We start from the raw sequence: 21,309 nt of genomic DNA, 5'->3' as shown, positions 1-21,309 counted from the left end.
AGCATGGCGGACGACGCAGGTCTGATTAACGAGGTGCTCGCCGAGACCTCGTTCCTCTATGGCGGCAATGGGGCCTTCGTAGAAGATCTCTACGCCCGGTGGGCGGAGGATCCCGGCTCGGTGGAGCCCTCGTGGCGCGCCTTCTTCGCCTCGCTCCATGAGCGCGCCGAGGAGATCAAGGCCGCCGCCGCCAAGCCCGGCTGGGTCAGGCCTGACGCGCCGGCCGCGCGGCCCGATTGGCTTTCAGCCCTGGACGGCCTCTGGCCGGCGGTCGAGGCCAAGCTCGAAAAGAAGGTCGCCGAGCGCGCGCCCGCCGCCTCCACGGATGCGGTGCGCGCCGCCACCCTGGATTCCCTGCGCGCCATCATGATGATCCGGGCCTACCGGATGCGCGGCCATCTGCGGGCCAATCTCGACCCCCTGGGCATCGCCATCGTGCCCGGCGACGCCAGCGAGCTGGACCCGGCCTCCTACGGCTTCACCGAGTCAGATTATGACCGGCCGATCTTCCTGGACTATGTGCTCGGCCTGGAGACCTCCACGGTCCGCGAGATCCTCGACATCCTGCGCCGCACCTACTGTGGCGATGTCGGCGTGCAGTACATGCACATCTCCGATCCCACCCAGAAGGCCTGGATGCAGGAGCGGATCGAGGGCCGCAACAAGGAGATCGATTTCACCCCCAAGGGGAAGGTCGCGATCCTCAAGAAGCTGATCGAGGCCGAGGGCTTCGAACGCTTCCTGCACCGCCGTTTCCCCGGCACCAAGCGCTTCGGCCTCGACGGCGGCGAGGCCATGGTCCCGGCGCTGGAACAGATCATCAAGCGCGGCGGGGCGCTGGGCGTCCGCGACATCGTGCTCGGCATGCCCCATCGGGGTCGCCTGAACGTCCTGGCCGCGGTGATGGGCAAGCCCTATCGCGTCATCTTCCACGAATTCCAGGGCGGCTCGTCCCTGCCCACGGACATCGAGGGCTCCGGCGACGTCAAGTATCACCTGGGCGCCTCATCGGACCGCGAGTTCGACGGCAATTCGGTCCACCTGTCGCTGACCGCCAATCCCAGCCACCTGGAGATCGTCAATCCGGTGGTGATCGGCAAGGCCCGGGCCAAGCAGGCCTTCACCCTTCGCGAAAACCCCGACGCCGGCCGCAACCATGTCCTGCCCCTGCTGCTGCACGGGGATGCGGCCTTCGCCGGCCAGGGCGTGGTGGCCGAGTGCTTCGCCCTTTCGGGCCTCAAGGGCTACGGGGTGGGCGGTTCGATCCACTTCATCGTCAACAACCAGATCGGCTTCACCACCAGCCCGAAGAACAGCCGGTCCTCGCCCTATCCGTCGGACGTCGCCCTGATGGTCGAGGCGCCGATCTTCCACGTGAACGGGGACGACCCCGAGGCCGTGGTCTTCGCCGCCAAGGTGGCCACCGAGTTCCGCCAGCAGTTCGGCAAGGACGTGGTCATCGACATGTTCTGCTACCGCAGGTTCGGTCACAACGAGGGGGATGACCCCACGATGACCCAGCCCCTGATGTACGCCAAGATCAAGGGCCACCCGTCGACGCGGGAGATCTACACCAAGCGCCTGATCGACGAGAAGGTCGTGACGCCTGAGGAGGTGGACGGCTGGATCGCCGAGTTCGCCGACTTCCTCGACAAGGAGTTCGACGCCGGCAAGGACTACAAGGCCAACAAGGCTGACTGGCTGGACGGCAAGTGGTCGGGCCTGACCCTGCCCACCACCGAGGACCGCCGCGGCGACACCGCAGTGCCGCTGCAGAAGCTGCTGGACCTTGGCCGCAAGATCACCGCCGCGCCGGAACGGATCAACATCCACAAGACCGTCGCCCGGGTGCTGCAGACCCGCCGGGAGGCCATCGAGAACGGTGAGGGCCTGGACTGGGCCACCGCCGAGCACCTGGCCTTCGCCACCCTGCTGGACGAGGGTTATCCCGTCCGCCTGTCGGGCCAGGACAGCGTGCGCGGCACCTTCACCCAGCGCCACTCGGCCCTGATCGACCAGAAGACCGAGGACGCCTACTTCCCCCTGCGCAACCTGTCGCCCAACCAGGCGCACTTCGAGGTGCTGGATTCCGCCCTGTCGGAAGAGGCGGTGCTGGGCTTCGAGTACGGCTTCTCCCTGGCCGAACCCCGGACGCTGACCCTGTGGGAGGCCCAGTTCGGGGACTTCACCAACGGCGCCCAGGTGGTCATCGACCAGTTCATCTCCTCAGGCGAACGCAAGTGGCTGCGGATGAGCGGCCTGGTGATGCTGCTGCCCCACGGCTATGAAGGCCAGGGGCCGGAGCATTCCTCGGCGAGGCTCGAGCGGTTCCTGCAGTCCTGCGCCGAGGACAATATGCAGGTGGCCAACTGCACCACGCCGGCCAACTACTTCCACATCCTGCGCCGGCAGCTGCTGCGGGAATTCCGCAAGCCGCTGATCCTGATGACGCCCAAGAGCCTGCTGCGGCACAAGAAGGCGGTCTCACGGCTCACCGACCTGTCGGAGGGTTCGTCCTTCCACCGTGTGCTGCTGGATGACGCCGAGCGGGGCGAAAACACCACCACCACCCTCGTCCCCGACGAGAAGATCCGCCGGGTGATCCTCTGCTCGGGCAAGGTCTATTACGACCTGCTGGAGGCCCGGGAGGCCAAGGGCGTCGACGACGTCTACATCCTGCGCCTTGAGCAGTTCTATCCCTGGCCGGTGAAGTCCCTGTCGGCCGAGCTGAAGCGGTTCAAGGACGCCGAGCTGGTCTGGTGCCAGGAAGAGCCCAAGAACATGGGCGGCTGGACCTTCGTCGACCCGTGGCTGGAGCTCACCCTCGAGCGCCTGGACGTGAAGTCCCGCCGCGCCCGCTATGTCGGCCGCCCGGCCTCGGCCTCCACGGCCGCAGGCCTGATGAGCCGCCACCTGGCCGAGCTTGAAACCTTCCTCAACGAAGCCTTCGCCTAGGGCGTCGTTCGTCTAAGAACTGAATAAGAACAGGAATCTACCACTATGGCCGACATCATGACCCCCGCCCTGGGCGAGTCCGTCACCGAGGCGACGGTGGCGCGCTGGACCAAGAAGGCGGGCGATGCCGTCCGTAAGGACGAGATTCTGGTCGAGCTGGAAACCGACAAGGTCAGCCTGGAAGTCGCCGCCCCCGCCGATGGCGTGTTGAGCGAGATCCTGGCCGGCGAAGGCGACACGGTCGAGCCGGGCACGGTGCTGGGCAAGATGTCCGAAGGCGGCGCGGCCGCCGCGCCCGCCAAGGCGGAGGCCCCCAAGGCCGAGGCCAAGCCGGAACCCAAGGCTGAAGCCGCCCCTGCGCCGGCCCCGGCCAAATCAGAAGCCGCCAAGCCCGCCGCCCCCTCGGCTCAGCGGATCGCCACCGAGAACAATCTCGACCTCGCCAAGGTGAGCGGCTCGGGCAAGGACGGCCGGGTGACCAAGGGCGACGCCATCGCCGCCCTGGAGTCCCGCGCCAGCGCGCCTGCGCCTGCCGCCGCCCCGTCGGCGCCCCGCGAGTTGCATGAGCGCGAAGAGCGGGTCCGCATGACCCGCTTGCGCCAGACCATCGCGCGGCGCCTGAAGGAGGCGCAGAACAACGCCGCCATGCTCACCACCTTCAACGAGGTGGATATGAGCGCGGTCATGGCCCTGCGCACCGAATACAAGGACGTGTTCGAGAAGCGCCACGGGGTCCGTCTGGGCTTCATGAGCTTCTTCGTGAAGGCCTGTATCGCGGCCCTGAAGCAGGTGCCCGATGTCAATGCCGAGATCGACGGCCAGGACATCATCTACAAGAACCACTACGACATCGGCGTCGCCGTCGGCACCGAGAAGGGCCTGGTGGTTCCGGTCATCCGTGACGCCGACGAGATGAGCTTGGCCGGGGTGGAAAAAGCCATCGGCGCCATGGGCAAAAAGGCCCGCGACGGCCAGCTGGCCCTGGACGACCTGCAGGGCGGCACCTTCACCATCTCCAACGGCGGGGTCTATGGCTCGCTGATGTCGACGCCGATCCTGAACGCCCCGCAGTCGGGCATCCTGGGCATGCACAAGATCCAGGAGCGCCCGATGGTCGTGAAGGGCCAGGTGGTGATCCGCCCGATGATGTATCTGGCGCTGTCCTACGACCACCGCGTGGTGGACGGCCAGGGCGCGGTGACCTTCCTGGTGAAGGTCAAGGACGCCATCGAAGATCCCCAGCGCCTGCTGCTGGACCTCTGAGACAGCCAGGGGCGCGGGGGACCGCGCCCCTTCGGCTTTAAGACCCTCTGACCTACGGATTGCAGTCCCATGTCCCAATACGACGTCGTCATCATCGGGGGCGGCCCCGGCGGCTACAATGCGGCCATCCGCGCCGGCCAGCTCGGCCTCAAGGTGGCCTGCGTCGAGAAGCGCGACACCCTGGGGGGCACCTGCCTGAATGTTGGCTGCATGCCGTCCAAGGCGCTGTTGCACGCCTCGGAGCTGTATGACGCGGCCATGGGCAAGGAATTCGCCACCCTCGGGATCGAGGTGAAGCCGAAGCTGAACCTGTCGCAGATGATGGCCCAGAAGGCCGACTCCGTGACCCAGCTGACCAAGGGCATCGAATTCCTGTTCAAGAAGAACAAGGCCGACTGGATCAAGGGCGCCGGCAAGATCGTGGGCCCCGGCAAGGTCGAGGTCACCGGCGCGGACGGCGCGGTCCAGACCCTGGAAGCCAAGAACATCGTCATCGCCACCGGCTCGGAGCCCACCCCGCTGCCGGGCGTGACCATCGACCAGCAGCGCATCGTCGATTCCACCGGCGCCCTGTCCCTGCCCGAAGTGCCCAAGAAGCTGATCGTGGTCGGCGCCGGCATCATCGGCCTGGAGCTGGGCTCGGTCTGGCGCCGCCTGGGCGCCGAGGTGACCGTAGTGGAGTTCCTCGACCGTATTACGCCTGGCATGGACACCGAGACCGCCAAGACCTTCCAGCGGTCCCTGACCAAGCAGGGCATCGTCTTCAAGCTGGGCGCCAAGGTGACCGGCGCTGAGACGTCGAAGTCCGGCGTGAAGCTGACCGTCGAGCCCGTGGCCGGCGGCGAGGCTGAGACCCTGGAGGCCGACTACGTCCTGGTGGCCATCGGCCGCCGTCCCTACACCGAGGGTCTGGGGCTCGAGAGCGTCGGCGTCACCACCGACAAGCGCGGCGTCATTGAGACCGACCACTTCAAGACCTCGGCGGCGGGCGTCTGGGCCATTGGCGACGCCATCCATGGCCCCATGCTGGCCCACAAGGCCGAGGAAGACGCCGTCGCCTGCATCGAGCTGATCGCCGGCAAGGCGGGGCATGTGGACTACAATCTGGTCCCCAGCGTGGTCTATACGGCCCCGGAAGTGGCCTGGGTCGGCAAGACCGAGGAGCAGCTGAAGGAGGCCGGCGTCGCCTACAAGGTCGGCAAGTTCCCCTTCACCGCCAACAGCCGCGCCAAGATCAACCACGAGACCGATGGCTTCGCCAAGATCCTGGCCGACGCCAAGACCGACGAGATCCTCGGTGTTCACATCGTCGGGCCGCAAGCAGGCGAAATGATCGGCGAATACTGCGTGGCCATGACCTTCAAGGCCGCCAGCGAGGACATCGCCCGCACCAGCCACCCCCACCCGACACGCTCCGAGGCCGGCCGTCAGGCCGCCATGGGCGTCGAGGGCTGGACCATGCAGTCTTAAGGCAAGGCCCAGTGTCCTTCGAGGCTCGCTGACGCTCGCACGCAGGGCGGTGGCGCCCGCGTGTTCTCTCCGTCGTGGTCGGGCTTGACCCGACCATCCATGAACACTTCGGTTGGCCGGCGTGCATGCACCCTCGGGTCAAGCCCAAGGGTGACGGAATATGCGGCGTGAGAGCCCGCTCAGCCCGCCTGGGCCATCGGCTCGGGCTCCAGCACCATCACATATTCCTCGACCTCTTCGCCGCGGCCGGGGGCGAACGCCGCCGACTGGCCGCGGATCACAAAGCCGGCGTGCTGCAGCACCTTCAGCGAGGCGATATTGTCCTTGGCCACCCGGGCTTCCACCGGCCGTGTGGCGATCTGCTGCAGGAAGGCGACCAGGGCCTGGGTCGCCACCCGCTGGCCCCACCAGGGCTTGCCCACCCAGTAGGAGACCGAAGGCGAGCCCGCGGTGGTGTGATTGAGGATGTGACCGGCCACGTCCCCGGCCACCTCGATGGTGCGGGCCGTGACGCCGGAGGTCTTCAGCAGCCTGTCCCAGCGGGCCATGAAGGCGGCCCGGTCCTCCGGATCAGCCGCGCCGAAGGCGGCCATGCGGTTGGCGGCGGGATCCCGCTGCTGCTCGAAAAAGATCGGCAGGTCGCCGGGAATCACGGGGCGAAGACGGACGGGACAGGTCATGCGTGGGGATGGGCCTTGGCATAGGCGGCGAGCAGGCGCTCGGCGTCCACCTCGGTGTAGCGTTGGGTGGTGGACAGCGAGGCGTGGCCTAGCAGGTCCTGGATTGAACGCAAGTCGGCGCCTGCGCCCAATAGGTGCGTGGCGAAGGAATGCCGCAGGGCGTGTGGGGTTGCGCTGTCGGGCAGGCCCAACCGGCCGCGCAGGATCTGCACGGTGGCCTGGACGTGGCGCGGGCTCAAAGGCCCGCCGCGTTTGGCCCGGAACAGCGAATCCCCCGCCGCCAGCACAAACGGCAGATCGGCCAGGTAGTCGCTGATCGCGTCGGCTACGGCCGGCAGGACCGGGACCAGGCGGGTCTTGCCCCCCTTGCCGGTGATCCGCAGGCTTGTGGGCAGGGGCGCGTCGGACCGCTTCAGAGACAGGGCCTCGGAGATCCGCAGGCCGCAGCCATAGAGCAGGGTCAGGACCGCAGCGTCCCGGCTGGCCTCCCAGCCCTCCCGATCGGGGTCGAGCCCCGGCTCGGCGATCAGGCCGCGGGCCTGGTCCTCGGTGACGGGGCGCGGCGCGCCGGGCTTGATCCGCGGACCGCGCACCAGGCTGACCGCCGCATTGGCCACGCCCAGCCTTCGGTCGAGAAACCGGTGCAGCCCCCGCACCGCCGACAGGGCCTGAGACAGGGAGCGCGGGGAGAGGGGATGATCCCCCTGGCGCAGATGGGCGAGCCAGGCGCGCAGTTCGGCGGTCTGCACGCCGCCAAAGTCGGTCACGGTCAGCCCGCCCCCGCGATGCTGCTGCAGGAAGGCGACATAGCGGCGTCCGGCCGCGCCGTAGGACTCCACCGTCCGCGGCGAGGCCCTGCGTTCCTGGGTCAGATAGGCCAGCCACGCCACGACGGCCTGATCGGCCGGGGCGTTGGGGCTCAAGGGGGTCAAAGGACCGGCCAACGCTCCGCCGTGCGCTCGATCACCCGGGCCAGGAAGGCCACGAGCTCGGCGCCCATATCCTCGGTGAAGCCCTTGGGATCATCCGAGCCGAAGGCCACGATGCCCTCGCGGGCCGGCTCCCACATGGCCAGACGGACCAGGGCCATGGATTTCACATCCTCAGCCCGGTCGCCGAACAGGCCGAGCGCCGGGGCCCAGAACCCCATGCGGGTCAGCTTCTGGTGCCCACCGAGGATCATGTCCACCTGCCCCTCCACCAGGGGCCGCCAGCCGGCCGGGGTGCGATCAGGGCCTTCCAGCGCCACAGACCCGCAGCAGAGGCCAAAGCGCAGCTGGGCCAGGTCGTCCACCCGCCGGGCGAGATCAGCGTGGTTGCGGGCCTCCAAGAGGTCGATGACAGCCCCATGGGTCTGGGCCTGGGCGGCGAAATTGGCCCGGGCGGTCGACTCCAGCTGGCGGCGCACCGCCGACTCCTTGCGGTGGGCGGCGTGGACCCGGGCCAGGGCCGCGGGCCCGAAGGCCACCACATTCTCCGGTAGAGTCTGCAGGCCGAGCAGGCGCAACAGCTCCGGATCGTACAGCAGGACGCCGGGGTTTTCCAGCAGGAAGGCCCGGACGGCCGCCTGGGCCTCGTGGGCGCTCATGGCGCCGTCGATGCTCGCCCCGTCCATCCGTTCCGTCCTTCGCCGTCCGTGCGCCGTCTTAGAGGATCGACTGACCGGTCTTGGCCCAGTCGCTCATAAACTGATCAAGACCCTTCTCGGTTAACGGGTGCTTGAACAGGTCGAGGAAGACCGCCGGCGGAATGGTGGCGCAGTCGGCGCCCATCAGGGCCGAGGCCGTCACATGGGCGGGGGTCCGGATCGAGGCGGCGAGAATTTCGGTGTCGAAGTCGTAGTTGTCGTAGATGGCGCGGATCTCGGCGATCAGATCCATGCCGTCGGCCCCGTGGTCGTCCAGGCGGCCGATGAAGGGCGAGATGTAGGTGGCGCCGGCCTTGGCGGCCATCAGGGCCTGGGCGGCGGAGAAGCACAGGGTGACATTGGTCTGGATGCCTTCCCGCGTGAACACGCCCGTGGCGGTCAGCCCGGCCCGGGTCAGGGGCACCTTGACCACCACATTGGGGGCGACGCCCGCCAGCTTGCGGCCTTCAGCCAGCATGGCCTCGACCTCAGTGGCGGCCACCTCGGCGCTGACGGGCCCCTCGACGAGGCCGCAAATCTCGGCGATGACCTCCAGCATGGGACGGCCCGACTTGGCGATCAGCGACGGATTGGTGGTGACGCCGTCCACAAGACCGGTGGAGGCCAGGTCCTTCAGGACGGCCGTGTCGGTGGTGTCGAGAAAGATCTGCATGGCCTGGGCCTCCCTGCGCAGTGAATGGCGGTGTTTAGCCCCTGCGCCCGGTCCTCGCCACCCCGCCTTGATGACAGCTGAGGCGCGTCGGTCATGAGCCGTATCGCCTCGGTCCTGCTGCCCATGCCCCTGCCCGAGGCCTTCGACTATGCCGAGCCTGACGGCATGGGGCTGCAGGTGGGCGACCAGGTGGCCGCGCCGCTTGGCCCGCGCACCCTGCGCGGCGTGGTGACCGCCCTGCGCGATGCGGTCGGCGGCAATCGGCCGCTGAAGCCTCTGGAGGCGCTGCTGGAGGATCCCCCCCTGCCGCCGGGAACTCTGGAGTTCGTCCAGTGGGCGGCCCGCTATGCGGTGGACGCGCCCGGCCAGCCGCTGGCCATCGCCCTGCGCGGCGCCCGCGCGCCCAAGGCCCGGCCGGTCAAGCAGGTGGTCGCCACCGGGTCTGCGCCGGCGCGGCTGACCCCGGCCCGCGAAAAGGTGATGGCGGCGATCCCAGGCTTCGTCGGCGCGCCAGCCGATCTCGCCCGTCAGGCGGAGGTTTCGGCCGGCGTCATCAAGGGCCTGATTGACGAGGGCGTCCTTGAGGTGCGCCAGATCCCTGCGCCTGTGGCCTTTCCGACCCCGGACCTGACCTTGCCCCGGGCGCCGCTCAATCCGAGCCAGGCCGCCGCCGCCCAGGCGCTGAGCGCCATGATCTCTGAGGGCGGCTTCAATGTCGCCCTGCTCGACGGGGTGACGGGATCGGGCAAGACCGAGGTCTATCTGGAGGCTGTGGCCGCGGTCCTCGCCGCTGACCCCACCGCCCAGGTCCTGGTGCTGCTGCCGGAGATCGCGCTGACCCAGGCGGTGTTGACGCGGTTCTCCGAGCGGTTCGGGGCCATGCCGGCTGAATGGCATTCCGGCGTCGCCCCGCCGGCGAGGCGACGGGTCTGGGAGGCGGTGGCCACCAGCGCCTGTCCGATCGTGGTTGGCGCCCGCTCGGCGCTCTTCCTGCCCTTCACCAACCTGAAGCTGATCGTGGTGGACGAGGAGCACGACACCTCGTTCAAGCAGGAGGAGGGCTTCATCTACCAGGCCCGGGACCTGGCCGTGGTGCGCGGCAAGATGGAGGCCGCCGCCGTCGTGCTGGCCTCGGCGACCCCGTCTCTAGAGTCCCTGCGCAACGCCGAGACCGGCCGCTATCGCTGGCTGCGGCTGACCGACCGGCATGGGGTCGCCGTCCTGCCGCAGATCGACCTGATCGACCTGCGGGAGACGCCCCTGGAGACCGGCCGCTGGCTGTCGGCCCCCCTGGTCGAGGCGGTCGGCGAGACCCTGGCCCGGGGCGAGCAGGCCCTCCTGTTCCTCAACCGCCGGGGCTATGCGCCGCTGGTTCTGTGCCGGGCCTGTGGCGAGCGGCTGACCGCGCCGGACACCGATTCCTGGCTGGTGGAGCATCGCTATACCGGCCGGCTGGTCTGTCACCTCACCGGCTTCTCCATGGCCAAGCCCAAGGCCTGCCCCCACTGCGGGGCGGTGGACAGCCTGGTGTCGGTGGGGCCAGGGGTGGAACGGGTGGAGGAGGAGGCCCGGGCCCTGTTCCCCGAGGCCCGGGTGGCGGTGTTTTCCTCCGACACCGTGTTCGACGCCCAGGCCGCCCGCCGGCTGGTGGAGTCCATGTCGGCCGGCGAGATCGACATCCTGGTGGCCACCCAGGCCGCCGCCAAGGGCCACAACTTCCCCAACCTGACCCTGGTCGGGGTGGTGGACGCCGATTTGGGCCTGAGAGGGGGCGATCTGCGGGCCGCCGAGCGGACCTATCAGCTACTGGCCCAGGCGACGGGCCGGGCGGGCCGCCATGACCGTCCGGGGCGCGCGCTGGTTCAGACCTACGCCCCCGATCATGCGGTGATGCAGGCCCTGGCCGCCCAGGACCGGGACGCCTTCGTCGCCGCCGAGATGGCCGAGCGGGAGCTGGCCGGTCTGCCGCCCTTCGGCCGCCTGGGCGCGGTGATCGTCTCCAGCGAGAACCCCCAGGCCCTGGAGGCCTTCGTCCGGGACATGGCCGCGGCCGCCCCCAACGCCGAGGGGCTGGAGGTTTACGGTCCGGCCGACGCCCCGCTCTCTCTGGTCCGAGGACGGCGGCGCAAGCGGTTCCTGGTGAGGGCCGATCGCACGGTTGATCTATCAGCCTATCTGGCCGCCTGGCGGGCGCGGGTCAGGCCCCCGGGCTCGGTCCGTGTGGTGATCGACGTGGACCCCTACAGCTTCCTGTAGATCAGTCGCCTGGCCTGCGACCAATAGTCGGGCGCCCGACGGACGCGGCGCGCGCAAGTCTGTAGGGCCTTCTGTGAAGCTTCCCTGCCACCTCGTGCCGTCTGAGGCGTTTCCTTCCCATGTCCATGGGTCAGTCATCTTCCGATCCCCGCGCCTATGGCGGAGTGTCCGACACCTCCGCCCTCCGGGCCAACCGCCTGCTGGCCGCCCTGCCCGGCGCGGTGCTGAACGATATCGCCCCACACCTGCGCCAGCTGAACCTGGAGCGGGGGCGGGTCCTCTTTGAGCCCGGCGACGATGTGGATCTCACCCACTTTCCGACCCGCTCGGCGATCATCTCCCTGCAGCTGGTGACCCGCGACGGGCGCGAGGTAGAGGCCGCCAGCATCGGCCGCGAAGGCGCCGCCGGCGGCATTGTCAGTTCCGGCCACAAGCCGGCCTATGGCCGCGCCGTGGTGCAGATCGCGGGCCCTGTCCTGGTCATCGCCACCGAACAACTCGAAGGGGCCAAGCGACGCCGGCCGGAGATCGCCGACCTGTTTTCCCGCTATGCCGACGCCCTGCTGGCCCAGGTGATGCAGTCGGTGGTGTGCAACGCCCTGCATCCGGTGGAGCAGCGGGCCTGCCGCTGGCTGCTGGCCACCCACGACCGGTCTGACACCGATATCATCCGCCTGACCCAGCAGAGTCTGGCTGAGATGCTGGGGGTCCAGCGCACCACGGTCTCAGGCGTGGCCAAGGCCCTGGAGCACCGGGGCCTGATCCGCCAGCACCACGGCCATGTGGAGGTGCTCGACCGGGACGGGCTCGAGGAGGCCTGCTGCGAATGCTACCAGGCCGTCGAGGACCACTTCAGCCTGCTGCTGCCCGAGGTGAGCGAGGACTGAGGCCGCCGCCCCTTCAGCCTCCTGGCTTGCCCAGCGCCTCGGCTGGCGCAGGCGCGGGAGAGGGCGGCGGGACACGGTCCTGCAGCCTTACGCCCGGGATCTTGAGCATCAGCAGGAAGCCCAGCAGCAGCACGGCCAGGCTGAAGATGATCCCGTAGACCACGGCGGTGGAGAAGCTCTGGCGGATGATCTGGTCGGTCGCCCGCGTCGCCGGATCGGCGGCCCGGGCCGCGGCGAGATCCGGATCAGCGTCCCGCTCCATGGCCATGCGCTGCAGGTCCGACAGCTCCAGGGTCTGCACCCTGGCGCTGGGATCGGCCGCCGACAGCCGGCCAAGCTCCGAGGTCAGGCCCCAGGTAAGGATGGCGCCGAACAGGGCCACCCCCATGGTCGAGCCGATCTGGCGCACGAACTGGCCCGAACTGGTGGCCACCCCCAGCTGATGGGGCGGCACGGCGTTCTGCACCGCCAGCCCGAACAGGCTCTGCCCCGGGCCAAGACCGATCCCGACGATCAGCAGCCGCCAGGCCAGGTCCAGGGTGCCGGTGTCAGGACCGATGAAGCAGAGGGAGAAGACGCCGGCGATCAGCACCGCCCCGCCGCCGATCATGAACGGCTTATAGACCCCGGTGCGGGTGACCAGCTGGCCGTTGATGGTGGAGGAGGCCACCAGACCCACCATAAGGGCCAGCATGGTCAGGCCGCTGCGGGTGGCCGGCACCCCCTGACCCACCTGCATGTAGAGGGGCAGGAAGGAGGTCACCCCCATGAAGGCCATGGAGTAGATGAAGGCCGCGCCGTTGGCGGTGTTGAAGGTCCGGTTCTTGAACAGCTCCAGCGGCAGGATCGGGTCGCGCACCGCCTTCTGGACGAAGACGAAGCCGGTCAGGGACGCCAGGCTCACCGCCAGCAGACCCAGGATCATGGGCGAACCCCAGCCATAGTCCCTGCCGCCCCAGGTGATGGCCAGCAGGAGCGTGGTGAAACCCACCACGATCAGGGCGGCGCCCGCATAGTCGATGCGCCCCTCCCCCCGGGGCGGCAGGGCGGGCATCTTCAGGGTGATCATGGCCACCGCGGCGAGCGCAAAGGGCACGTTCACATAGAAGACCCAGCGCCAGCCCTCGACCACGTGGCCCGCCACCTCGAAGGTCCCGTGGTCGGTGAAGAAGCCGCCGATGACGGGTCCGAAGATGCTGGCCACCCCGAAGACCGAGCCGAACAGGCCGGAGAACTTGGCCCGCTCCCGCGGCGCATAGAGGTCGGCGATGATGGCGAAGGCGATGGTGAAGAGCGCGCCGCCGCCGATTCCCTGCAGGGCGCGGGCGGTGATCAGCTGGGTCATGCCGCCGCCGATCAGGGGCAGGTCGCCGAACTCCCCGGCCAGGCCGCAGAGCCAGGAGCCGGTGAGGAAGACCCCGATTCCCCAGAGCAGAACCGGCTTGCGCCCGAAGATGTCCCCGAGCTTGCCCCAGATGGGCACCATGACGGTCGAGGCCAGCAGATAGGCGGTGGTCGCCCAGGCATAGAGATGGAGGCCCGACAGGTCCGAGACGATCCGCGGCATGGCCGTGGCCACCACGGTCTGGCTCATGGCGCTGAGCAGGAAGACGATCAGGACGGAGATGAGCGTGAGGCGTCTGTCCGCCTCGTCAAAGACAGGGGGCTCTTGCAATGCGCGTTTCCAAAGCGACGTTCGAGCGCCGCCAATTCTTTGGTCCAGCGCGACGTCAATCCGCCGACCGTCCCAGGTTTTTCAAATGTCTGAGCCCGCCCCGGCGCGCCGATGTGACGTCCGGGGCGGAGATAATCCTCAGACGTTATCAGAACCGGTCGGCGATGCATGCCCCAAAGCCGGCTGAGCCGCCGCCTTTCGCCGGGCCGCGCGCCGGGCGAAGATGTTGAGCCCCTCCACGAGGCCGGAGAAGGCCATGGCCGCGTAGATGTAGCCCTTGGGCACATGGAAACCGAAGCCGTCGGCGATCAGGGTGGCCCCGATCATCAGCAGGAAGCCCAGAGCCAGCATCACCACCGTCGGGTTGCCGTCGATGAACTCCGCCAGCGGGTCAGCGGCCAGAAGCATGACCCCCACAGCGAAGACGACGGCGACGACCATGATCGGCAAGTGGTCGGTCATGCCCACGGCGGTGAGGATGGAATCGATGGAGAAGACCAGGTCCAGCAGCAGGATCTGCACGATCACGGCCGAGAAGTTGGCCGCCACGGCCCCCTTGACGTCCAGGACCCCATGGGTCGGCTCGGGATCGACCTTTTCGTGAATCTCGGTGGTGGCCTTCCAGACCAGGAAGAGGCCGCCCGCGATCAGGATCAGGTCCCGCCAGGAGAAGTCCATCTCGAACATCGGCATGCCGTGCACCGGGTCCGGCGGACCCTGCAGGGGAATGCTGAAGACGGTCTGGGTCATGCCGACCAGGAAGGCCAGGGTCGAAAGCAGCCCCAGGCGCATGATCAGGGCCAGGGCGATGCCGATCTTCCGGGCCCGGCTGCGCTGCTCGGGCGGCAGCTTGTTGGAGAGGATCGAGATGAAGACCAGGTTGTCGATGCCGAGCACCACCTCCATCACGATGAGTGCGATGAGGGCGGCCCAGGCCACCGGGTCGGTAAGCAGGACAAGAACTGAGTCCATGGGTGATTCTCCGGGAGAAGGCCCCAGGCTTAGCTGATCCGGCGGGGCGTGGCTGCGCTAACGCGATGGTGAGGCTTCTGGCGCCAGAGTGCGACGAAGAATCCCGAGACCGGCGCCTGACCCCGCCGGCCCACAAGAGTCCGCCGCCCCATGACCGACGCCCAGCAGATTCACCCGCTCACCTCCCTGCGGTTCTTCGCCGCCTTCTGGGTGGTGCTGTTCCACTACTGGCCGGCCCTGGCGACGGGGGCCACGCCGCTCTTCGTGGCCAAGGGCTATCTGGGGGTAGAGCTGTTCTTCGTGCTGTCCGGCTTCATCCTGTGTCACGTATATCGCAGCCAGGTGGAGGCGGGCGGTTTCAACTATGGCGGCTTCCTGTGGGCGCGGCTGGCGCGGGTCTACCCGCTGCATCTGGCGACACTGATCGGCATGGGGGTCCTGGCGGCGGCGGCCGGTGCGGCGGGCTTTGCGGTCGACCCCAACATCCTGTCGTGGGAGGCGCTGCTTCCCAACCTGCTGCTGGTGCAGGCCTGGGGGTTCGCCCCGGTCGCCGGCTGGAACCATCCCTCCTGGTCGATCTCGGCCGAGTGGTTCGCCTATCTGACCTTCCCCCTGTTCGCCTGGGCGGCCCTGGCGCTCAAGGCCCGGCCCCTGGTGGCGGTGGCCCTGGCGGCGGTCTTCATGGCCGGCCTCTATGCCGGGTTCGAGGTCCTGGCCGGTCATCCCCTGACCCTGGCGACGATCTCCTGGGGGGCGCTGCGAATCGTTCCCTGCTTCGCCCTGGGCTGCGCCCTGCACAGCCTCTGGCGGGAGCGGGCCGGCGGCGGCCGGTCGCAGGCCTGGCTGGGCGCCGCAATTTCAGGCGCCGTCGCCCTGTTCGCCGCCACCCTGGGCCTGTCGGATACGATCATCGTGCTGGGGACCGCGGGGCTGATCTTCTACCTCGCCCGTCTGGCTCAGAACGGGTCCCAGGCCTTGAGCACGCCGATCCTCATCTATCTCGGTGAGATCAGCTATTCGATCTACATGATCTGCGTGCCGTGGAAGATTGTATTCGTCAACGGGGCCGCCAGTCTGCTCAAGCTTGAAAGCGACCAGCTGCCGCTTGGCATATGGTTGGTGCTCCTGGTGGGCGTGATTCCACTGGCCGCCCTGTCTTATCATCTGATCGAGAAACCGGCCCGCGAGCGCATGAAGCTGTGGGCGGGGCTGTGGAAAGGACGTGCGCCGAAGGTCGCAGGCGCATAAACCCTCTTTTCATCCCGAGCGTGAGAAACTATCCCTAACGCCAGTTCGCGTCGGGGAGTTACGCCCAACATGATGAAACGGACACGCCTCGTCCTTGGTTCCATGACGGCTGCGGCGGTCATGGCGCTCGCCCCCGCCGGCAGCGCCTTTGCGGACACCTACTGGCAATGCGTGCCGTTCGCCCGGATGATTTCCGGCGTGCAGATCTTCGGCGACGCCTGGACCTGGTGGAAACAGGCCGCTGGCAAGTACGACACGGGCAACACCCCCCAGGCCGGCGCCGTCCTCTGCTTCAAGCCCACCGGCGCCATGCGCCTGGGTCACGTGGCCGTGGTCAGCCAGGTGCTCACCGACCGGGTGATCCAGATTTCCCACGCCAACTGGTCGCGAATCAACGGAACCCGCGGCCAGATCGAGCGCGACGTCACCGTGATCGACGTCTCCCCCAAGGGTGACTGGAGCCAGGTCAAGGTCTGGTACGACTCCATCGGCGATCTCGGCTCCACCACCTATCCGGTCCACGGCTTCATCTATCAGGACGCCACGGCCTCGACCCTGACCAAGACCGGCTTCACCACCGCCCAGAACACCGCGGTGACCGTGGCCCAGTCGGCCGCCAACCAGATGGTCGCCGCCGTGCGCCCGGGGTCTGGCCCGCTGCAGATGCTGAGCCAGGCCGCCGACGCCACCGACCGGATCGCCGCCCTGCTGCAGGCCGCCGGTCAGGGCGGGGCTCAAGCCGGCGACTCTCAGGAATAGTCGCGGCCTGAGGGTCGCGGACAACCCTTCCTTAAACCGCGCCAGACCACTGTGGCGGCCTCATCTGAAGGTCGCCCATGGCAAGTCCCGCCGCTTCACATCTGCGCCCCCAGACCCAGTCCTACCTGCGCACGGCTCTGGCAGCCCACGCCCGCTACGTCCAGGGCCTGGCTGGCGGCCGCCGCGCCGATCTGGTGCGGGCTGATCTGGCCGACTGGAATCTGGAAGGCGCCCTGCTGGCCGAGGCCGATCTCACCGGCGCCCGCCTGAGTGGCGCGATCCTGGCGGGCGCTGATCTCAGCCGCGCCAATCTGTTCGGCGCTGACCTGCGGGACGCCGACCTGCGGGGCGCGCGGCTGACCCAGGCCGATCTGCGCGGGGCGACCCTGCGGGGCGCCAATCTTTCCGGGGCGGACCTGTCCGGGGCCGACCTGCGCGAGGGCTGCATCGCCATGCAGACCCGGGCCGACGGCTTTCGCGTGCTGGCGCCGGAGGCCCGCGAGGGCAATCTGGAATACGCCGTGGCCGAGGGCGCCGATCTCACCGACATCATGACCGCCGTCGACTGCCGCGACGCCAGCCTGACCGGCGCGGTGCTGGTGGGCGCGCGACTGGCCAACGCCAGGCTCGACGGCGCCGATCTGTCCGGCGCTCAGCTGGACGGGGCTGATCTCAGCGGCGCCTCCCTGCGCGGGGCGATCGTCGCCGGGGCCAACCTCGCCGCGGCGGGTCTCGACGGCGCCGATCTCAGCGACCTGCTCAAGGCGCCCGCCACCGTCTTCTATGTGGACGACCAGCCCCTGCACGACCTCATCGCCGACCATGAAGCCTTCTGCGACAGCGAAGGTCGCCAGGGCGTCGCCGCACGCCTCGCGGGCGCGGACTTCCGGTCCCTGCGCCACCTGCGCAGCCGTCGGCTGAGCGGCCTGCCGGCCCCCGGCGCCATCTTCTTCGGCATGGATCTGCGCGGGGTCCAGCTTCAAGGCGCCGATCTGTCCGACTGTGACCTGCGCAAGACCGATCTGCGGGGCGCCGACCTGCGGGGCGCCCGGCTGACCGGGGCCAACCTGATCCGCGCCGATCTGCGCGAGGCCAAGCTCGGCCCCCTGGCCATCGGCGAGGGCCGCCTGCTGCGCACCGACCTCAACCGGGCGAACCTGCGTTATGCCGACCTCAGCGGCGCCAACGCATCGCGGGCGCGGTTCCTCGAGGCGGACCTGTCCGGCGCCAAGCTGGCCGGGACGGACCTGCGGGGCGCCGAACTGATCCTGTAGGGGCCAACCTACATCTCGTGACGCAGGGGGCGCAGGTCGGGGAAGTCGGCCGGACGCTTCTCCGCCTTGGCCTTGAAGGCCTCGCCCATGTGCGAGCCCGCGAACATGCCGGTCTGCCAGACAGCGATATAGTCCAGCCCATCGGCGATGGTGTGGTCCCGGGCATAGTTGATCATCACCTTCGAGCCGGTGACCGCCAGGGGCGACTTCTCGGCGATCTCCCTGGCCGTGGCCATCACGTGGTCAAGCAGGGCCTCGTGGGTCGGGAAGACCTCATTGACCAGGCCGATTTCCTTGGCCCGCTGGGCCGGCAGCCTGCGGCCGGTATAGGCCAGCTCGCGGACCCAGCCCTCGGGGATCAGTTTGCACAGGCGGGGGAAGGTGCCGACATCGGCGGTCATGCCGATATTGATCTCCTGCACGCAGAAGAAGGCGTCTTCGGTGGCGTAGCGGATGTCGCAGGCGCTGGTCATGTCCATGGCCCCGCCGATGCATCCCCCCTGGATGGCCACGAGAACCGGCATGCGGGCCTCATCCAGGCAGCTGAAGCAGTCCTGTAGCCAGCGGATGTGGTGGCGCTGGCCCTCGGCGGCGATGAAGCGATCGGGCGCGGCGCCGCCATCGGCGTTCGAAGTCCCGCCGCCGCCGAACACCGCAAGGTCCATGCCGGCGGAGAAGTGCTTGCCGGTGGAGGAAATGACGATGCAGCGGGCCCGGACATTGTCGTTGATGTCGCGCACGATCACCGGCAGCTCGTTCCAGAAGGCGCGGATCATGCTGTTGAAGGCCTCGGGCCGCTTCAGCTTGATGTGCGCCACGCCGGCGTCGATCTCGACATCGAAACAGGTCCAGGGGCCGAGCGCCGGGATGGTGTCGGCGTCGTTCAGTTGGGCGGCGGTCATGGCGTATCCCTGAGCTTGTTGGCGTGTTTCCCCCATCATCGGCCCTGACGTTGGGGAAGGCCAAGCCCTCAGAGGTCTTCGATCGGCTGGTCGAGGGCTTCGCAGAGGCGTTCAGCCACAATGGCCCGGTGGCAGTCGCAGGCGCGGGCCTCGAAACAGAGCAGGGCGATCTTCTTCTGTCCCGCCAGCTCCTGGGCGCGGGCCAGCTGGGTGACCGCCTGGGGTTCGGCCAGGTGGGCCTCGAAGATGGCGCGCATCTCGGCGATGCGGCCCGAGCGCGCCGCGTCGCGGCCGGCCTTGGGGGTGCCCAGGCCCCGCAGGTGCTCATAGCCGATGCCCTCGGCCTCCAGGCTGGCGCCCAATATGGTCTTGGAAAAGCCCGGCCGCCGGGATGCGGCGACGGCGCGGACATCGACCACCAGCTCGACGCCGGCGGTCTTCAGCTGGTCGATCATCTGGGCCTGGGTCTTGCCCTCATAGCCGATGGTGGCGATGGCCATGGCGAACCTCTCCTTGGGTCAGGGGACGGACGGGATATATGGGGGCCACAAGAACCCATCGCGCGAAGAGAAGGATCCGCCCATGGATGGAACGGTCGCACAGGCCCCGCGGGTCCGCCGCTTTCCTCTGCCCAGCCGGGGCGGCGAGATGGCGGCCCTGGAATTCGGCCCGTCCGACCGGGATTTCGACCTCGTCTTCTGCCACGCCAACGGCTTCAACGCCGCCACCTACCGTTCGATCCTGACGCCGCTCGGGGCGCAGATGCGGACTCTGGCCATCGACCTGCGGGGTCACGGCGCCACGGCCCTGCCCACCGAGCTGGAAAACCGGAACGGCTGGGGCGCCTATCGCGACGACCTCCTGGCCCTGCTGCCTCATGTGGTTCAGGGACCGGTCACGGTGGCCGGCCACTCCATGGGGGCGACCACCAGCCTGATGGCTGCGGCCCAGGCGCCGGACCTGATCTCGAACCTGCTGCTATTCGATCCCGTCCTGATGCCGGATCGGGGCGAGGCGGCGCCTGGCGACATCGCCCAGTCGCCCATGGTCCAGGGCGCTCTTCGCCGCCGGGCGCGCTTTGACAGCCGGGCCGCCGCCGTGGCCGCCTATCAGGGGCGCGGCGCCTTCAGGACCTGGTCCCTGGAGCAGCTGGAGGACTATGTGGCCGCGGGCTTTGTGGACACCGGCGACGGGGCGGTGGAGCTGGCCTGCGCTCCCGCCTGGGAGGCGTCCAACTTCGCCGTCTATGACGACCAGGCCTGGGCCGCAGCGCTGGCCTGCCCCTGTCCGGTGCGCATCCTGCGGGCCGAGCAGGGCTCCACCTGCCGGATCGACGATCACCTGGAGATGCTGGCCGCGACGGGCCGCTACCGGATCGAGACCGTGCCGGGGACCAGCCACTTCCTGCCCATGGAGCGGCCAGACCTGGTGCGCCAGGTCCTGACTGAAGCGGTGGCGGTCTAAAGCGCCATCTCGGGTCGGGTGGTCTTGCGTATGGCGTCCACCGCCTCGGGCGACAGCCGCACCACCTTGCGGGCGTCGAGGTCGAAGCCCACGGCGACATTCTCGGCGCTGGCCCAGGGCCGGCCGGTGTGGGGATCGACCATCCAGTGGCGCAGGCGGCGGAATCGCTCCTCCACATGGGCGGTGGCCGAGCGCAGCTCGAACCGGTCGCCGGCCCGGGGCCAGGCGAAATGCACCAGCCGGTATTCCAGGGCCGCGCCGCCGATCCGCGGCGCGCCTGAGCCTGGACCTTCGCCCAGGCCCCGGTCGGCGCCCAGCAGGTGCAGGATGCCGTCGGAAATCTTGCCCATGACGATCTCGGTGCGCATGCGGCCAAAGGCGTCGCAATCGGCCGCGCCGATCACGCCCAGACCGATCCGGGTCAGGTCCATAGCCTTGGCCGCCTCCAGGCTGGCGGCGCTGGCGGCCACGGGATCGAGGCTGATGGAGCGGGGCGCGGCGAAGTCGGGGATGTCCACCTGCAGGCGCTCTGCCGCCGCCAGGATGCGCCGCGACCAGGGAAAGACCCGGCCCGCATCGGCGGTGGCGTGACGCACCACGGTCTGGAAGGTGGCGGCCGGCGTCCCGTCGGGATGCAGGATGACGATCAGCAGCCGGGCCTCGTCCTCGCCTATGGCCACCACCCCGCCCCGGGCGGTCAGGGCCGCCCCGGGCTTGGCCTCCCGCAGGAAGCGGATGTGCTGCTCGCGGACCAGCAGCGTGGACGGCGCAAGGCCAGAAAAGGCGTCGGGCATGCCCAGCTCAGCGGCCAGACCCGCCAGGGCCTCCATGGACTTGGCCACCCAGTGACGCACGTTGAGATGACCCATCTCATCGCATTCCCAGGTGTTGACCCCGCCGACCCAGATCTCGGTTCCGCCGTCCCAGCCCATCAGGCCCCCCGCTCAAGACCGCCCAGGCGCCGGGCGACGTGCGGGGACCTTAGGGGCGCCCGCCGCCCGCGCCAACGGCCCTGAAGGCTCAGGATTCGCCCGTCTTGCCGGCGTCCTTGGGAAGCCCTTCGGTCTGGCCGGTCACTTCGGGCGCCCGTCCGGTGCGCTCGACCTGTTCCTCCTGGCTCTGCACCGGCGGCTCGGGCGGCGGGTTCTCGACCGGTGTGTGGCGCTTGGCGTCTTGCTCGCTCATCTCGGGGTCTCCCTTGGGG

The 21,309-nt window shown here is 68.9% G+C and carries 19 protein-coding genes; 9 read left to right on the top strand and 10 right to left on the bottom strand.

Going from position 1 to position 21,309, the window contains the following annotated elements:
- Window positions 1–3 precede the first annotated feature (3 nt).
- The 3 genes from Q8N19_RS12950 to lpdA all read left to right on the top strand — a co-directional run bounded on the left by Q8N19_RS12950 (window position 4) and on the right by lpdA (window position 5,688).
- A complete protein-coding gene (locus Q8N19_RS12950; protein WP_305591287.1) occupies window positions 4–2,955 on the top strand; it encodes a 2-oxoglutarate dehydrogenase E1 component in 2,952 nt (983 codons plus the stop codon).
- 45 nt (window positions 2,956–3,000) lie between these two features.
- Window positions 3,001–4,218, top strand: a complete 1,218-nt coding sequence (gene odhB / locus Q8N19_RS12945) for a 2-oxoglutarate dehydrogenase complex dihydrolipoyllysine-residue succinyltransferase (RefSeq protein ID WP_305591285.1) — start codon at window positions 3,001–3,003, stop codon at window positions 4,216–4,218.
- A 69-nt stretch (window positions 4,219–4,287) separates the two neighbouring features.
- On the top strand, window positions 4,288–5,688 hold the full coding sequence (lpdA, locus tag Q8N19_RS12940; protein WP_305591283.1) for a dihydrolipoyl dehydrogenase: 1,401 nt from the start codon (window positions 4,288–4,290) through the stop codon (window positions 5,686–5,688).
- Between the two features lie 179 nt (window positions 5,689–5,867).
- On the opposite strand, the gene Q8N19_RS12935 is transcribed toward lpdA, so the two are convergent.
- Genes Q8N19_RS12935 through fsa form a run of 4 tightly spaced genes read right to left on the bottom strand, consistent with a single transcriptional unit; the run spans window position 5,868 to window position 8,668 of the window.
- Window positions 5,868–6,368: a GNAT family N-acetyltransferase gene (locus tag Q8N19_RS12935; protein ID WP_305591282.1), complete on the bottom strand. Its 501-nt coding sequence runs from the start codon at window positions 6,366–6,368 to the stop codon at window positions 5,868–5,870.
- Window positions 6,365–7,300, bottom strand: a complete 936-nt coding sequence (locus Q8N19_RS12930) for a tyrosine recombinase XerC (RefSeq protein WP_371133851.1) — start codon at window positions 7,298–7,300, stop codon at window positions 6,365–6,367. The genes Q8N19_RS12935 and Q8N19_RS12930 overlap by 4 nt, the downstream gene beginning before the upstream one ends.
- A complete protein-coding gene (locus Q8N19_RS12925) occupies window positions 7,297–7,983 on the bottom strand; it encodes a DUF484 family protein (RefSeq protein WP_305591280.1) in 687 nt (228 codons plus the stop codon). Before Q8N19_RS12925 ends, Q8N19_RS12930 begins: the two co-directional genes overlap by 4 nt.
- 31 nt (window positions 7,984–8,014) lie before the next feature.
- Entirely contained in the window at window positions 8,015–8,668 is a 654-nt protein-coding gene (gene fsa / locus Q8N19_RS12920) for a fructose-6-phosphate aldolase (RefSeq protein WP_305591279.1), read from the bottom strand.
- Window positions 8,669–8,761: 93 nt separating this feature from the next.
- Here fsa and Q8N19_RS12915 point away from each other — a divergent pair, with 93 nt between their 5' ends.
- Both Q8N19_RS12915 and Q8N19_RS12910 read left to right on the top strand, forming a co-directional pair.
- The gene (locus Q8N19_RS12915) at window positions 8,762–10,924 is read left to right on the top strand and encodes a primosomal protein N' (RefSeq protein WP_305591277.1); all 2,163 of its coding nucleotides are present in this window, start codon (window positions 8,762–8,764) and stop codon (window positions 10,922–10,924) included.
- 119 nt (window positions 10,925–11,043) lie between these two features.
- Window positions 11,044–11,811 (top strand): Crp/Fnr family transcriptional regulator, encoded by a 768-nt coding sequence (locus Q8N19_RS12910; RefSeq protein WP_305591275.1) that lies wholly within the window; start codon window positions 11,044–11,046, stop codon window positions 11,809–11,811.
- 13 nt (window positions 11,812–11,824) lie between these two features.
- Here the strand turns inward: Q8N19_RS12910 and Q8N19_RS12905 are convergent, their stop codons facing one another.
- Window positions 11,825–13,486, bottom strand: coding sequence for an MDR family MFS transporter (locus Q8N19_RS12905; protein WP_305591273.1), 1,662 nt, complete (start codon window positions 13,484–13,486; stop codon window positions 11,825–11,827).
- 138 nt (window positions 13,487–13,624) lie between these two features.
- Entirely contained in the window at window positions 13,625–14,458 is an 834-nt protein-coding gene (locus tag Q8N19_RS12900) for a TerC family protein (protein ID WP_305591271.1), read from the bottom strand.
- Window positions 14,459–14,608: 150 nt separating this feature from the next.
- Here Q8N19_RS12900 and Q8N19_RS12895 point away from each other — a divergent pair, with 150 nt between their 5' ends.
- The 3 genes from Q8N19_RS12895 (at window position 14,609) to Q8N19_RS12885 (ending at window position 17,739) form a co-directional block, all read left to right on the top strand.
- Window positions 14,609–15,706, top strand: a complete 1,098-nt coding sequence (locus Q8N19_RS12895; RefSeq protein ID WP_305591269.1) for an acyltransferase — start codon at window positions 14,609–14,611, stop codon at window positions 15,704–15,706.
- A 69-nt stretch (window positions 15,707–15,775) separates the two neighbouring features.
- Window positions 15,776–16,465, top strand: a complete 690-nt coding sequence (locus Q8N19_RS12890) for a CHAP domain-containing protein (RefSeq protein ID WP_305591267.1) — start codon at window positions 15,776–15,778, stop codon at window positions 16,463–16,465.
- A gap of 77 nt (window positions 16,466–16,542) precedes the next feature.
- Window positions 16,543–17,739, top strand: coding sequence for a pentapeptide repeat-containing protein (locus Q8N19_RS12885; protein ID WP_305591265.1), 1,197 nt, complete (start codon window positions 16,543–16,545; stop codon window positions 17,737–17,739).
- A gap of 8 nt (window positions 17,740–17,747) precedes the next feature.
- On the opposite strand, the gene Q8N19_RS12880 is transcribed toward Q8N19_RS12885, so the two are convergent.
- The gene (locus Q8N19_RS12880) at window positions 17,748–18,641 is read right to left on the bottom strand and encodes a crotonase/enoyl-CoA hydratase family protein (protein ID WP_305591263.1); all 894 of its coding nucleotides are present in this window, start codon (window positions 18,639–18,641) and stop codon (window positions 17,748–17,750) included.
- Between the two features lie 68 nt (window positions 18,642–18,709).
- Window positions 18,710–19,141 carry a DUF488 family protein gene (locus Q8N19_RS12875; protein ID WP_305591261.1) on the bottom strand — a complete coding sequence of 144 codons (432 nt, stop codon included), beginning with the start codon at window positions 19,139–19,141 and terminating at the stop codon, window positions 18,710–18,712.
- A gap of 82 nt (window positions 19,142–19,223) precedes the next feature.
- On the opposite strand from Q8N19_RS12875, the gene Q8N19_RS12870 reads away from it, so the two are divergent.
- Window positions 19,224–20,105 (top strand): alpha/beta fold hydrolase, encoded by an 882-nt coding sequence (locus tag Q8N19_RS12870; RefSeq protein WP_305591259.1) that lies wholly within the window; start codon window positions 19,224–19,226, stop codon window positions 20,103–20,105.
- On the opposite strand, the gene Q8N19_RS12865 is transcribed toward Q8N19_RS12870, so the two are convergent.
- Window positions 20,102–21,037, bottom strand: a complete 936-nt coding sequence (locus tag Q8N19_RS12865) for a thioesterase family protein (protein WP_305591257.1) — start codon at window positions 21,035–21,037, stop codon at window positions 20,102–20,104. The genes Q8N19_RS12870 and Q8N19_RS12865 overlap by 4 nt on opposite strands.
- Before the next feature lie 88 nt (window positions 21,038–21,125).
- Window positions 21,126–21,290, bottom strand: coding sequence for a hypothetical protein (locus tag Q8N19_RS12860; protein WP_305591255.1), 165 nt, complete (start codon window positions 21,288–21,290; stop codon window positions 21,126–21,128).
- Window positions 21,291–21,309: the final 19 nt, after the last annotated feature.

Origin of the sequence: Phenylobacterium sp. (assembly GCF_030693405.1) — a bacterium.
GTDB lineage: Bacteria > Pseudomonadota > Alphaproteobacteria > Caulobacterales > Caulobacteraceae > Phenylobacterium.
Note: the sequence above shows the minus strand (reverse complement) of the source record. Positions and strands in the feature narration are given on the sequence as shown.

What these genes read in the sequence shown, in the direction of transcription:
- Q8N19_RS12935 (WP_305591282.1), bottom strand. Translation starts at nt 6,368, where the DNA reads ATGACCTGTCCCGTCCGTCTTCGCCCCGTGATTCCCGGCGACCTGCCG.
- Q8N19_RS12870 (WP_305591259.1), top strand. Translation starts at nt 19,224, where the DNA reads ATGGATGGAACGGTCGCACAGGCCCCGCGGGTCCGCCGCTTTCCTCTG.
- Q8N19_RS12915 (WP_305591277.1), top strand. Translation starts at nt 8,762, where the DNA reads ATGAGCCGTATCGCCTCGGTCCTGCTGCCCATGCCCCTGCCCGAGGCC.
- Q8N19_RS12925 (WP_305591280.1), bottom strand. Translation starts at nt 7,983, where the DNA reads ATGGACGGGGCGAGCATCGACGGCGCCATGAGCGCCCACGAGGCCCAG.
- fsa (WP_305591279.1), bottom strand. Translation starts at nt 8,668, where the DNA reads ATGCAGATCTTTCTCGACACCACCGACACGGCCGTCCTGAAGGACCTG.
- Q8N19_RS12865 (WP_305591257.1), bottom strand. Translation starts at nt 21,037, where the DNA reads ATGGGCTGGGACGGCGGAACCGAGATCTGGGTCGGCGGGGTCAACACC.
- Q8N19_RS12910 (WP_305591275.1), top strand. Translation starts at nt 11,044, where the DNA reads ATGTCCATGGGTCAGTCATCTTCCGATCCCCGCGCCTATGGCGGAGTG.
- Q8N19_RS12895 (WP_305591269.1), top strand. Translation starts at nt 14,609, where the DNA reads ATGACCGACGCCCAGCAGATTCACCCGCTCACCTCCCTGCGGTTCTTC.
- Q8N19_RS12950 (WP_305591287.1), top strand. Translation starts at nt 4, where the DNA reads ATGGCGGACGACGCAGGTCTGATTAACGAGGTGCTCGCCGAGACCTCG.
- odhB (WP_305591285.1), top strand. Translation starts at nt 3,001, where the DNA reads ATGGCCGACATCATGACCCCCGCCCTGGGCGAGTCCGTCACCGAGGCG.
- Q8N19_RS12900 (WP_305591271.1), bottom strand. Translation starts at nt 14,458, where the DNA reads ATGGACTCAGTTCTTGTCCTGCTTACCGACCCGGTGGCCTGGGCCGCC.
- Q8N19_RS12885 (WP_305591265.1), top strand. Translation starts at nt 16,543, where the DNA reads ATGGCAAGTCCCGCCGCTTCACATCTGCGCCCCCAGACCCAGTCCTAC.
- Q8N19_RS12875 (WP_305591261.1), bottom strand. Translation starts at nt 19,141, where the DNA reads ATGGCCATCGCCACCATCGGCTATGAGGGCAAGACCCAGGCCCAGATG.
- Q8N19_RS12880 (WP_305591263.1), bottom strand. Translation starts at nt 18,641, where the DNA reads ATGACCGCCGCCCAACTGAACGACGCCGACACCATCCCGGCGCTCGGC.
- Q8N19_RS12860 (WP_305591255.1), bottom strand. Translation starts at nt 21,290, where the DNA reads ATGAGCGAGCAAGACGCCAAGCGCCACACACCGGTCGAGAACCCGCCG.
- lpdA (WP_305591283.1), top strand. Translation starts at nt 4,288, where the DNA reads ATGTCCCAATACGACGTCGTCATCATCGGGGGCGGCCCCGGCGGCTAC.
- Q8N19_RS12890 (WP_305591267.1), top strand. Translation starts at nt 15,776, where the DNA reads ATGATGAAACGGACACGCCTCGTCCTTGGTTCCATGACGGCTGCGGCG.